We start from the raw sequence: 12,538 nt of genomic DNA on the forward strand, positions 1-12,538 counted from the left end.
TTGTCTTGCTCATATCTCTTCGCCATCTGCTCAGAGCGGCATCACCCGGGTGGTCAGACCGGCGCCGAGGCGCTGTACCCAGACCAGGGTGGTGCGTCCCTTGTGGATGGTGAGCGGCAATTGCCGCTGCGCTGCCCCCGCGCCCAGGGTGAGATTGATGTCACCGGCCGGCACCATTCCCTGCCAGCTCGATGCCTGAGCTGGCAGCGTCAGCCAACTGCGGGTATCGGCCCGCTCCGAGAGGGTGTTGAAGATCCCCACCAGAATATTGCCCACATCGCCCCCCTCTTTGGCGGCAGTGCGGCGCATCTGCTCCTTGGCCACCAGCCGCAGCGCCTGGCGGGTCAGCATGCCGGGCAGCCGCTCCTGCAGATCTTTGGCGGCCAGCGCTTCCAGCCGCACCAGTTCGCTGGTCTGCCAGGCCCGCTTGCCGACTTCCACCGTCAGCGGGCCGGTGTCGCTGGCCCGATTATCGTAATAGGGGATGGCGACGGTAAAGGTGCGAAAATCGCCGCGGGAGGTGGAGATGGGCAGCGGCAGGAACAGTTCGCGCCGCGCCGGGATCAAACCATCTTCAAACAGCACCACCAGTTGGCCTTGATCTTTTGCAAGCGGCGGCGCTTTGCGGCCTATCTTTTTCTCGGTCTCGCGGATCTCGTCCGGTGAGCCACGCAGCCGCGCCAGACGCAGCAAGGCATCTTGCAGGCTGCGGTTGTCCGGCGCTATCTGGTAGCCGCGCTGATAGTCGACCCAGGCATCGTTGAGATCCCCGGCCGCCTCATAGAGCACGGCGGAAAAATAGAAGGTGTAGGCGTTCTGAAAACCGTTCTTGACCTTGCCGATCAACCGGTCGAGATCCGGTGCGCCGCGCGACATCAGCTGGCGCATCTCGCCTTCTGCTTCGGCCTCTTCGCTCTCATCCTTCGCTTTGCGTACCTCATCGGCTCGCCGTTTCAGGGCCTGCTCCTGCACCTGATTGGCCCGGCGTACCTCCACCAAGGCGCCATCGGCATCTCCCCGTTGCAGGTAGTTGAGGGCCAGATAGTGGTGCAGCATGGTGCGTTCGTAATCGGGGGTGAGATAGGCCATCGACTGGTCGTTGGTGAGCAGACTGCCCACCTGATCCAGACCATGGCTCAGCCGGTATTCGGCCTGATTGTCTTCCCACTGAAGGCGGCTGTCGGCGGCGGTAAACGCCTGCTTGCTGCCCGCATCCTGACCCGCCAGCCAGGCAATGCGCCCCTGTTCGAGCCGATCCAGCACAAAGGTGTCATCCCCAAGAGTGGAGTCACGCACCTCGGGCAGCGCCTCGGCGGCATGACCCAGCAGCAGCTGGTTGCGCAGGGGCACCATCTGATCGGAGTAGGAGACGAACATATCCTGCCAGCGGGAGGCGCAGCCTCCCAGCAACAGCAGGGCACCGCAGAGCAACAGGGCGCTGCGGCAGGTTGAGGCGTGGCGATTCATTACAGGCTGAGCAGCGGTCCCAGCGGCTGGCCACCGACCAGATGCATGTGGATGTGGTAGACCTCCTGCCCGCCGTGGCGGTTGCAGTTCATGATGAGGCGGTAGCCATCTTCGGCGATGCCCGCCTCGCTTGCCAGTTTGCGGGCCACGGTGAACATCCGGCCAAGGGCCAGTTCATGTTCGGCTTTCACGTCATTGACGGTGGGGATCAGCACATTGGGGATGATCAGAATATGGGTCTTGGCCTTGGGCTGGATATCCCGGAATGCGGTGACCAGATCGTCTTGATAAAGGATGTCGGCGGGGATCTCTTTACGGATGATTTTGCTGAAAATGGTTTCTTGCGCCATGGCTAACTCCCTTATATGAAACAGAAAATTGAACTAGAACCCCAAGCGGCTCCCGAAAGGGGGGCGAGCAGCACGCCAAGTGTGACACAAGCCGACATTTGACACAGCTGATGTCCCATTCCCTTCAGTTATTGTTAAAAATACCGATAGCCAGAGGGACGTCATCTGCAGCGCCTGTTCAGGGTGGTCTGCAGGGTATCAAAAGGACGGGGTACTCAGGCAAGGGACTTTTGCATATACAGCGGGACAATAATGAAACAAACAATGTCGGATCTCTCCATCTTGCAGCGAGTCTACCTTGGCTTCGCGATCCTGGTGGCCGTGATGGTGGCCAGTTCACTGCTCACATTTCGTAGTCAGGAGACCCTGGGGAACGCACTGGAGCAGGTGACCCAGCAGTCTATGCCGCTGGTGATTGCCAGCAGCCAGACCCAGATCACCCTGCTCAGCGCCAACAAGTGGCTGGGGGATGTGCTCACCGAGCAGGACCCCAAACAGCTGCCGGCCGAAGTGGCCGAACTGAAACAAGCCAAGGCCGCGGTGGGCCAGAGCCTTGATGTCTTGCGCCAGCAGGTCGCCCACCACCCCGAACTGCAAGGGGAGATGAGCAACCTCAGCCAGCAGGTCGACAGCTACCTGCAACTGACCGATACCCTGCCCGGCGAACACGAGGCGCTGCTCACCCGACTGCACAAGGTCAATCTGGCCAAGGGGCAGTTTCAGGTCAGTCTGCCCCAGTTCAAGAAGAGTCTGGGTGACATGATGGTTACCATCGACGACAGCTTTATCAAGATGCTCTCCGAGACCCTGACCACCAAGCTCTCCGCCATTGAACTCTCCACCATGGACGCCCTCAATCAGACTATTCCGGCTCCCATCGAAGGGGCGCTCAAGCGCAACAAGATGCAGATCGAGGGGTTCAACAGCACCATCAAGGATCTGCAGGGGGAGCTGAAGAACTTCGAGAACGACATGGGCCACTATGTTCACGGCTTCGTGCGCGACACCACCGCAAGCGAAGGCGTGCTCTCACAGTATCTGGCGCTGATGAAGCAGCAGGAACAGATGCGGGAGAAGAGCAAGCAGGCGAGTGCCCTGATCGTCGAGATCCAGAACCGGCTTGAGCGGATCACCGGCCAGAGTCAGCAGCTGATGAGTCAAAGCATTCAGCACGCCAAAGCCACACAGAGCCAGAGCACCCTGACACAGGGAACCAGCATCGTCGTCGCCATCCTGATCGCCATGCTGGTGGCTTATACCCTGGGCAAGGCCATTCGCCGTCCGCTCAGGGAGTTGCTGCGGGTGCTGACCGAAGTGACTCAGGGCGACATGACCCAGCGCATCGGTTTTCGCAGCAAGAATGAATTTGGTCAGCTGGGCAGCCAGATCAACCTGCTGATTGCCCAGATGGGGGAGGTGCTGGCGCAGCTTTCACAAGCGTCGGCCCAGCTTAACGATGCCGCCCACGGCAATCGCCACACCACCGAATCAGTGCGGGCAGATCTGGAGAAACAGCGGCAGGAGACCGCCTCGGTCGCCGCCGCCATGACCCAGATGGAGGCCTCGGTGCGCGAGGTGGCGCAGGCTGCCAACCAGACCCTGGAGCGGGTGCAGGATGTGGAGAAGGCCTCCGAGATGGGACGCAAGGTGATGGCAGGCAATATCACCACCACTCATCAACTGGCGGGCAAGCTGCAACAGACCGGCAAGGTGATTGGCGATGTGAGCGCCATGAGCAGCCAGATCGGCAATATCCTCGATGTCATTCGCGGCATCGCCGAGCAGACCAATCTGCTGGCCCTCAACGCTGCCATCGAAGCGGCGCGGGCCGGCGAGCAGGGGCGCGGTTTTGCGGTGGTGGCCGATGAGGTGCGCAGTCTGGCGGGCCGCACCGCCCAGTCCACCAGCGAGATCCAGACCATGATCGAGAACCTGCAGCAGGGGGTAGCCAAGGCGGTGACCGTGATGCAGGAGTGCTCTCGCGAGATGGACAGCTGCGTGGATCAGAGCTCTCACGCCAACAACGCCATGGAGGAGGTGCAGGGGATTGTGGTGCTGATCAGCGACATGTCGAGCCAGATCGCCTCTGCCGCCGAGCAGCAACAGGCCACCAGCGCCGATATCGCCACCAACCTCAACCGCATCTCCGATATCTCGGATCTCAACTATCAGGGGATTGAGCGGGTAGCCGAGACCAGCCAGCAGCTGGACTCCCTTGCCGAGCAGCAAGAGAGCCTGGTCAAGCGTTTCCGCCTCAGTGCCTGATGGCAACGAGCTGACAACAGCAGGCCCCGCAGTCGCGGGGCCTGCTTATTTGGGTAAGTGATAAGAGGATCAGGCGTAGGCAATGGCGCCCTTGCCGACCCCTTCATAAGCGACAATCTTGACGAACTTGTCGCCCACCATCTTCTTCACTTCGCGGGCGATATAGCAGGCCAGCAGCTCAACCGTGGTGTCAGTGTCGATCATCTCCACCTCGGCGCTGGGGATGGCCAGCTGGAACAGCCCTTGCGGCGCCACATATTTGAAGCCGCAGTGATGCGCACCAAGCTGGGCATTGGCACGGGGGCTCAAAGCGAGCTCGGTCAGCGCCACCTTGTCCTCCTCGGTGCCGAGATAGATATCGCCCCAGCGCTCGGCCCAGTTGAGCTCAAGCTCATGGTCGCGCTCGCCATCGACGTGGATCTCGATGGGAGAGCGGTGGCCGTGGGCGATGCGCTGGCAGTTGCCATCGTGCTTTTTCAGGCCGTGGCTGTAGTGGTAGAAGGCACCGGTGATCGCCTCCTGACGCAGAGTCAGGGAGAGATCCTTGATATTGCCCGGCAGCCGTTTGGCCAGCACCGCCAGCAGGTAGCGGGTCACCGACTCTTTATCAACTTGCGGGGCCGGGATAAAGGCAAAGCCCTGGGATGGGCAGCGCAGATGGATGGAGCGACCCGGGCGCAGCAGATCCACTGTGCTTTCGTCACCATCCAGTGTCTCGACGTGGATCAGCGGGCACTCGGTCGGCACCAGCAGCTTGTGGTCCACCTCTTCATCGATGATCGACTTGATCAGCTTCTTTACCCGGCCAAAGTCCAGCAGCATGCTCATTTCGTTGAGCTCACCGCTCATTTCGATATCTACCAGCCAGCTCTCGCCCACCATGCCGCGGCGTTCGCACAGGTAGCTGGAGTCGATCACGGTCAAATCTCTTACAAATAACTTCATCAGTCAGGCCTTGCTACAGAGAAAGGGCAGTTTTGCGCTATTATGACCCGCGATTATCGGCAAAGGAACTGGAACCCCCCATGAACAAACTGCTTATCAAGAATGCCACCTTGGTCAACGAAGGCCGCATCTATGCCTCCGATGTGTTGATCGAGGGGGAACGGATTGCCCGCATCGCCCCGGATATCGAGGCGCCCGATGCGCTGGTGATCGATGCCGCAGGTCGCCATCTCATCCCCGGAATGATCGATGATCAGGTCCACTTCCGGGAGCCGGGATTGACCCACAAGGGGACTATCGCCAGCGAATCCCGCGCCGCCGTCGCCGGTGGTACCACCAGTTTCATGGAAATGCCCAACGTCAATCCCCAGACCACCACCCTCGACGCCCTCGAAGCCAAATACCAGATCGCTGCCAACACCTCCGTCGCCAACTACAGCTTCTATCTCGGTGCCACCAACGACAACCTGGAAGAGATCAAGCGTCTCGACCCCAAGCAGTCCTGCGGGGTCAAAGTGTTTATGGGCTCTTCGACCGGCAACATGCTGGTGGACAATCAGGAGACCCTGGCGGCCATCTTCCGCGAAAGTCCGGTGATGATCGTCACCCACTGCGAAGACACTCCGACCATCGCCAAGGCCGAAGAGGCGGCGCGGGCCAAGTGGGGCGAGAATGTGCCGATGGGCGAGCACGGCCGCATTCGCAGCGACGAAGCGTGCTACAAATCCTCCAGCATGGCGGTGGCGCTGGCGAAAAAATACGGTGCCAAGCTGCATGTGCTGCATCTGACCTCGGCCAAGGAGCTGTCGCTGTTTACCGCCAGCCACGACCTGAGCGAGCTGAAGGACAAGAACATCACCGCCGAGGTGTGTGTGCACCACCTCTTCTTCAATGAAGCCGATTACGAGACCCAGGGCAGCCTGATCAAGTGCAACCCTGCGGTGAAGAGTGCCGCCGACCAGCAGGCACTGCTGGATGCGGTACGTAACGACGTGCTCGACATCATCGCCACCGACCACGCTCCCCACACCTGGGAAGAGAAGCAGAACAGCTACTTCAAGGCGCCGTCCGGTGTGCCGCTGGTGCAGCACTCTTTGCAGGCGCTGCTGGAGCTCTACCACAACGGCGTGTTTACCCTGGAGACTATCGTCAAGAAGACCTCCCATGCGGTGGCCGAGCGCTTCCAGGTGCAGGATCGCGGTTATATCCGCGAGGGGTATTTCGCCGATTTGGTGCTGCTGGATCTGGGCAAGCCCTATGTGGTCAACGATGACAACATCCTCTACCACTGTGGCTGGTCGCCCTTCAACGGCTACCGCTTCCACAGCACGGTGGAGATGACGTTGGTGAATGGCCAGATCGCCTGGCAAAACGGGCAGGTGACTGACCAGATCCTGGGCAAGCGGCTGACCTTTAACCGCTGATTGTTCGCAAAGCAGGCGAACGCACCGTGGCCGAGGAATTGGCGGCGTTTCCCTGTTGACAGGGCAGGGTCATCTCCATAAACTCTGCCCCCGTCAGCCGAGCTGACTCCGTCGGTGTGTAGCGCAGCCAGGTAGCGCATCTGCATGGGGTGTAGAGGGTCGGAGGTTCGAATCCTCTCACACCGACCAAATTCCCCGGTAAAGGCCTTGTCAAACGACAAGGCCTTTTCTTTTGCCTGCGATTTGCCGCACAGGCGTGAAGCCAGTGGTGATGCATGCTGGTCGCTGCTGGCGCGAGCGGATTGTGCAGCCACTGCGCTTTATGTTGTAGTAACGACTCTGTTGCTCATTTGCCTGGCGAGGTTTCTCGTGTCTGCATCCGTATCTAAACCCTGTTGTCTGCTGATGCTCACCCTGCTGCTGGTGGGCTGCGCCACCCCTTACGAGAGTGAAAAGTCATTCTGGAACGGCCAGACCGGCTTCTCCCAGACTCGGCTTGGCCCGGACAAGTGGCAACTGGAGTTTGTCGGCAACGATCTGGTGGACAGGGAGACCGCCCGCAAATATGTGCTCAAGCGGGCAGGGGAGCTGGCACTGGCAGAGGGTTACTCCTGGCTCAAGGTCGATGAGCTGACCATTAACCGCGATGCCGTCAGGGTGACCCCATCACGGCCGATCTTCGGCTTTGACGAAGATGAACCTGATCTCTTTATGGCCCAGATGCAGGTGCAGCATACCATCTCGGCGCTGCTCACTTTTCGCCTGTTGCCACGGGCACTCGATGAGCGAACTCTGAATGCGAAATATCTCGCCGAAATCAAAATAAACAGTGATTAATATTGGTGGTTTGCAAGATCTATATCACATACACCTAATGGCAGGATAAAATTCTGGATAAAGCCTCTAGATTTACCCCCTGCTTTTAGGCATTCTCCCAGCATACCAGCCGCCAGGAATCAACGGCTCGGATCACAAAAACGGACTGTAGTGGCTCCCACGCCACTGTTTACGGCTTGCACCAATCAAAACCGGGACTCCCCCATGAAAATGAATAAACTGACGGTCGCCATCCTCATCTCCATGATGTTTGGCATCCTCACCGGCCAGGGCTATCGGATGTTTGCCGCAGATCAGGCTGCGGATTTCGCCAATAACATCACGATCCTGACCGATATCTTCCTGCGCCTGATCAAGATGATCATCGCTCCCCTGGTCTTCACTACCCTGGTGGTCGGTATCGCCAAGATGGGCGACACCCGCACCGTGGGGCGTATCGGTGCCAAGACCCTCGGCTGGTTCATGCTGGCCTCCCTGATGTCCCTGAGCCTGGGTCTGGTGATGGTGACCCTGATGCAGCCGGGTGTGGGTCTCTCGCTCTCCCTGCCCAATGACACCGCCAGCTCGGGCATTGCTGCCGGTGCCATTACCCTGAAAGATTTTGTGACCCACGCCATCCCCAAGAGCGTGGTCGAGGCGATGGCCACCAACGAGATCCTGCAGATCGTGGTCTTCTCCCTCTTCTTCGGTCTGGCTGCCGCCGCGCTCGGCGATCTGGCCAAGCCGGTGGTGGTGCTGATGGCCAGCGCTGCCGAGATCATGCTGAAAGTGACCGGTTATGTGATGAACTTTGCACCGTTCGCGGTATTTGGCGCCATCGCCGCCATGGTGGCCAAAGAGGGGCTGGGTATTCTGGTCACTTACGGCAGCTTTATGGCCCAGTTCTATATCGCGCTGGCCTGCCTCTGGTTGCTGCTGATCGCCATGGGCAGCGTCTTCCTGCGTGGTCGCGTCATCAAGCTGCTGGCGATGATCCGCGAGCCCATCCTGCTGGCCTTCTCGACCGCCAGCTCCGAAGCGGCCTATCCGAAGACCCTGGATCGTCTCGAGAAGTTCGGTTGTGACAAGCGCATTGCCAGCTTCGTGCTGCCGATGGGGTACTCCTTCAACCTCGACGGCTCCATGATGTACTGCACCTTCGCGGTAATGTTCATCGCCCAAGCGTATGGTATCGAGCTCTCCATGGCCCAGCAGATCACCATGCTGCTGCTGTTGATGGTCACCTCCAAGGGGATGGCCGGGGTACCGCGCGCCTCTCTGGTGGTGATTGCCGCCACCCTGAACCAGTTCCATATTCCGGAAGCGGGCATTCTGCTGCTGCTGGGGATCGACCACTTCCTCGACATGGGCCGCTCTGCCACCAACGTGTTGGGCAACGCCATCGCCGCCAGCGTGGTCGCCAAGACCGAAGACAGTCTGGGTGAAACCGTCGCGCTGGGCGAGAGTGAGCCAGCCAAAGCCTGATCACAACGCCATGAAAAATAAACAACAACGGCCCGCCAATGCGGGCCGTTGTTGTTTATGGCTCGTCTACACTGCTAGATAGTTTTCATCTGGAGTGTACGGTTATGAACATTGCTCGTCGGCTTCAACTGATAGCGCTGCTGGTTATGCTGGCGCTTGTTTTCCTCAGCTGGTTCAGTATCAACCGCCTTGGGGCTGGCAATCGAGACTTGAGCTATGTGACGGACAATACGGTGCCCAGTATTGCGCTGATCAAGGAGGTGCAGGCTGCGTTCTATGAGCTGCACTCCCGGGTTCAAAGCCATATCCTCAACACCGACAATGACAAGATGCAGCAGATAGAAGCGGATATTGCCGAGCATCGCAAACAGATCAATTCGCAACTGGAGAAATATAAAGCAGAGATGCTCTCCAATGACGAAGACCGGCGCCTGACCGACGATGATCAACGCATTATTGCGCAATATTATCAGGAGATAGACAAGGTTCTGCAGCTCTCCAGACAAAACAAAAACGATGAAGCGCGAGACATGTTGGCAGGAGAGGCCACCAGAGTGTTCCAGCAGTTTGCCAAGGCAATCGAGCTCCACGTCAACTTCAATATGGATTTGGGACTGGCGCTCAAGAAGCAGGGCCAGGAGAATTATGACAACAGCCTGCAAACCCTGTTGTTTATCGCCGGTGGTGCCACCGTACTGACGATGGGGCTGTTTGTCTGGTTGTTCAATCAGGTGGCCAATCCCCTTCGCACCGCCATGGATACCCTGACCCGGATCCAGCGCGACCTCAACTTTACCCTGAGAGCAGATGTGAAACAGCAGGATGAGATTGGCCTGACCCTCAATGCGGTCAACCGGCTGCTCGATACGCTGCAACAGACATTTACCGAATTTTCCGTCGGCAGCTTGCAGATCAAGAGCACCGCCGAATCCCTCTCTCAGGCAGCGCAGCACCTGGCCAGCTCGGCTAATCAGGCCAATGATGCCACCAGTCTGATAGCCGCTGGTGTGGAAGAGATGACGGTCAGCATCACCGATATCTCCCAGCGTACCCAGGAGACGAGCCGTATCACCAACGAGTCGGGGCAGCTGGCGACCGAGGGGGGCCGGACCATCGAGCGCACAGTCCATGCCATCAACGAGATCGCCGACTCCATTCGGCAGGCCTCGGTCGAGGTCATTGCGCTGGGTGAGGGCATTTCGCGCATTGGCGGTGTGGTCAACGTGATCCGTGATGTGGCGGGGCAGACCAACTTGCTGGCCTTGAACGCGGCCATTGAGGCGGCGAGGGCCGGGGAGTCCGGCCGTGGCTTTGCGGTGGTGGCAGATGAAGTGCGCAAACTGGCTGAGCGCACAGCCCAATCCACTCAGGAGATATCTGCCACTGTAGAGGCGATCCAGCAGGAGTCGAACAATACGGTCTCCCGCATGCATCTGGTGGAGGAGAAGGTGAGTCAGGGGGTCACCATGGCGACCGAGAGTGGCGCCATTATTGCCGAGATCCGCAGTGCGTCGCACCGGGTGATGGAGCAGGTGGGCGAGATCACCAATGCCATCCGCGAGCAGAGCTCGGCAGCCGAGTCGATTGCTCATCAGGTGGAGCAGATAGCTCAGGTCGTGCAGCAAACCAGCAGCACAGCAGAGGAGACCTCTGCCGCAGCCGAGGAGCTCAATGTCACCACCGAGAGCATCCACCAGCAGATATCCCGTTACCGCATTCAGTAATACTGACGGTTGTTATCCATCTGCTATCCCCGCCAGCTGGCGGGGATTTTTTATATGGCTTGCTTAGAAGCCTGAGCCCGGTTGCTGCAAAAATGCCGCCTCTTCCGGTGTGCTGGTGCGACCCAGAATGTCGTTGCGGTGGGGGAAGCGGCCAAAGCGTTCGATGATCACCTGATGGCGACGAGCAAAGTCGGCAAATCCGGCAAAGGTCGCCTGCGCCGGTGTGCCAGCCTGCTCGGCAGCGAGTGCCTCGAACAGGGCCACACTTCTGGCTTGTTGTTCGCGGGATTCGGCATGCTCCAGCGGCAGATAGAAAAAGACCCGCTCCAGTGGTGAGAGGGATTTGTCCGCCCCGATGGACAGCCCTTTCAGGCAGAGATCCCTTGCCAGCGGATCTTGTGCAAAGGCCGCAGGCGTGCCGCGATGGATATTGCGGGACAGCTGGTCAAGCAGCAGGATCTGCGCCAGCCGACCGCTAGGAGCATCGGCCCAGTGGGCGAGGCTGCCCTTGGCTGCCGCCTCTGCCAGCTCGCCAAAGCGGCTGGCCAGCAGGGCATCCGTTTCGCTGCTTTTTCCCCACCAGAGGGGGGCTTGCCGTGTGGCCCGCAGGACATCATCGGCCTCGTCGCCAAACCAGAGATCGAGCAGAGGTTGCCAGGGTTGCATGGGAACTCCTTGAGGTGATTCAGAGGGAACCAGGAACAAATGGCTCAGGGGTGCTGCCGAAACGGCGGCTTCTCGTTACACTGTGCCATCTTTTGCCCGAAAGACGTAACCCCCCGATGGCGAGCGCCGAATTCTTGGCTCGGCCGATGATGGCCTGCAATCGCCATGAGGTGGTCCTGTTGACCTTGGTGGTTATCGGGACGTACACCTCTCTCCCGGGGTTGTTCTCACTGATATAAGGAATCTTTGATATGGCCGGAACCAGTTTGTTGGCCCTGCTCGACGATATCGCCAGCGTGCTTGATGACGTGGCGCTGATGACCAAGTTCGTGGTGAACAAGCGCGAGACATTTTTCGGGAAGACGTTTCTCACTGATATAAGGGATCTTTGATATGGCTGGAACCAGTTTGTTGGCCCTGCTCGACGATATCGCCAGCGTGCTTGATGACGTGGCGCTGATGACCAAGATGGCGGCGAAGAAGACCGCCGGGGTGTTGGGGGATGATCTGGCCCTCAACGCGGAGCAGGTTTCCGGGGTGCGTGCCGAGCGGGAGCTGCCGGTGGTGTGGGCGGTGGCCAAGGGGTCATTTCGCAACAAGCTGATTCTGGTGCCCGCCGCCATCGCCATAAGTGCGCTGGTGCCCTGGCTTATCACGCCTCTATTGATGCTGGGAGGCGCCTACCTCTGCTTTGAGGGGGCCGAGAAGCTGGCCCACAAGTTCCTGCCCCATGAGGCGAGTGAGGGGGAGGCACACACTGCTCCTATTCCCGATGATCTGCTGGCGTTTGAGCAGCAGAAGGTGAAGGGAGCGATCCGCACCGATTTTATTCTCTCTGCCGAGATCATCGTCATCGCCCTTGGCACGGTACAGGGAGCAAGCCTCGCGCTGCAGCTCTCGGTAGTGGCGGGCATCGCCCTGCTGATGACCATCGGGGTCTACGGGTTGGTGGGGCTGATCGTCAAGCTCGATGACATCGGTCTGCATCTGCTGCAAAAGCCCGATGGCAGCGCCCTGCGTCGCGGGGTGGGGCAGGGACTGTTGGTGACGGCTCCTCGTCTGATGCACCTGCTGGCACTGGTCGGCACCATCGCCATGTTTATGGTGGGCGGTGGCATTCTGGTGCATGGCTGGCCCTTTGCCCATCACCTGATTGAAGGCGCAGCCGCTGTCGTTGCCACCCTGCCCACAGTAGGGGCCGTACTGGCGGCGGTGACGCCGACTCTGCTCAACGCCGTGGCCGGTGTGGTGGCGGGTCTGCTGCTGGTTGCCGTGATGACGCTGGTGAGCCGTCTTGCCCCGGCCAAGGGATAAGCGAGCTTGCGGGCCATTGTCTCTTTTTTCCTCTCTTCATTTTTTGGCCTTCGGGTTGCCCGGTCTCTGACTTGCTGCCCGC

Annotated in this window: 11 protein-coding genes and 1 tRNA gene; 8 read left to right on the top strand and 4 right to left on the bottom strand. The window is 59.5% G+C overall.

Annotated features, from left to right (window positions below):
• Positions 1-30 precede the first annotated feature (30 nt).
• Complete coding sequence (locus OKC42_RS01650) at positions 31-1,467, bottom strand: COG3014 family protein (RefSeq protein WP_270803799.1); 1,437 nt, start codon at positions 1,465-1,467, stop codon at positions 31-33.
• Complete coding sequence (hinT, locus tag OKC42_RS01655) at positions 1,467-1,817, bottom strand: purine nucleoside phosphoramidase (RefSeq protein ID WP_270803798.1); 351 nt, start codon at positions 1,815-1,817, stop codon at positions 1,467-1,469. The genes OKC42_RS01650 and hinT overlap by 1 nt, the downstream gene beginning before the upstream one ends.
• Positions 1,818-2,069: 252 nt before the next feature.
• On the opposite strand from hinT, the gene OKC42_RS01660 reads away from it, so the two are divergent.
• Positions 2,070-4,082, top strand: coding sequence for a methyl-accepting chemotaxis protein (locus tag OKC42_RS01660; RefSeq protein ID WP_270803797.1), 2,013 nt, complete (start codon positions 2,070-2,072; stop codon positions 4,080-4,082).
• A gap of 69 nt (positions 4,083-4,151) precedes the next feature.
• Here the strand turns inward: OKC42_RS01660 and OKC42_RS01665 are convergent, their stop codons facing one another.
• The gene (locus tag OKC42_RS01665; protein WP_270803796.1) at positions 4,152-5,027 is read right to left on the bottom strand and encodes a 6-pyruvoyl trahydropterin synthase family protein; all 876 of its coding nucleotides are present in this window, start codon (positions 5,025-5,027) and stop codon (positions 4,152-4,154) included.
• 80 nt (positions 5,028-5,107) lie between these two features.
• On the opposite strand from OKC42_RS01665, the gene OKC42_RS01670 reads away from it, so the two are divergent.
• From OKC42_RS01670 to OKC42_RS01690, 5 genes are all read left to right on the top strand, one after another.
• Positions 5,108-6,451 (top strand): dihydroorotase, encoded by a 1,344-nt coding sequence (locus OKC42_RS01670; protein ID WP_270803795.1) that lies wholly within the window; start codon positions 5,108-5,110, stop codon positions 6,449-6,451.
• 112 nt (positions 6,452-6,563) lie between these two features.
• Positions 6,564-6,640, top strand: a tRNA-Pro gene (locus OKC42_RS01675).
• A 216-nt stretch (positions 6,641-6,856) separates the two neighbouring features.
• A complete protein-coding gene (locus tag OKC42_RS01680) occupies positions 6,857-7,288 on the top strand; it encodes a CC0125/CC1285 family lipoprotein (protein ID WP_041235087.1) in 432 nt (143 codons plus the stop codon).
• A gap of 204 nt (positions 7,289-7,492) precedes the next feature.
• Positions 7,493-8,752, top strand: coding sequence for a dicarboxylate/amino acid:cation symporter (locus tag OKC42_RS01685; RefSeq protein ID WP_005334018.1), 1,260 nt, complete (start codon positions 7,493-7,495; stop codon positions 8,750-8,752).
• A 104-nt stretch (positions 8,753-8,856) separates the two neighbouring features.
• Positions 8,857-10,476 carry a methyl-accepting chemotaxis protein gene (locus OKC42_RS01690; RefSeq protein WP_270803794.1) on the top strand — a complete coding sequence of 540 codons (1,620 nt, stop codon included), beginning with the start codon at positions 8,857-8,859 and terminating at the stop codon, positions 10,474-10,476.
• 63 nt (positions 10,477-10,539) lie between these two features.
• Here the strand turns inward: OKC42_RS01690 and OKC42_RS01695 are convergent, their stop codons facing one another.
• Positions 10,540-11,142, bottom strand: coding sequence for a DUF924 family protein (locus OKC42_RS01695; RefSeq protein ID WP_270803793.1), 603 nt, complete (start codon positions 11,140-11,142; stop codon positions 10,540-10,542).
• A 251-nt stretch (positions 11,143-11,393) separates the two neighbouring features.
• Between OKC42_RS01695 and OKC42_RS01700 the strand changes: the two genes are divergently transcribed.
• Together OKC42_RS01700 and OKC42_RS01705 are read left to right on the top strand one after the other, a co-directional pair.
• Positions 11,394-11,534: a hypothetical protein gene (locus tag OKC42_RS01700; protein WP_167572119.1), complete on the top strand. Its 141-nt coding sequence runs from the start codon at positions 11,394-11,396 to the stop codon at positions 11,532-11,534.
• A 1-nt stretch (position 11,535) separates the two neighbouring features.
• The gene (locus OKC42_RS01705) at positions 11,536-12,456 is read left to right on the top strand and encodes a DUF808 domain-containing protein (RefSeq protein WP_201957679.1); all 921 of its coding nucleotides are present in this window, start codon (positions 11,536-11,538) and stop codon (positions 12,454-12,456) included.
• Positions 12,457-12,538 lie beyond the last annotated feature (82 nt).

Source organism: Aeromonas sp. Y311-2, assembly GCF_027706025.1.
In the GTDB taxonomy this organism is placed as follows: Bacteria; Pseudomonadota; Gammaproteobacteria; order Enterobacterales; family Aeromonadaceae; genus Aeromonas; species Aeromonas veronii.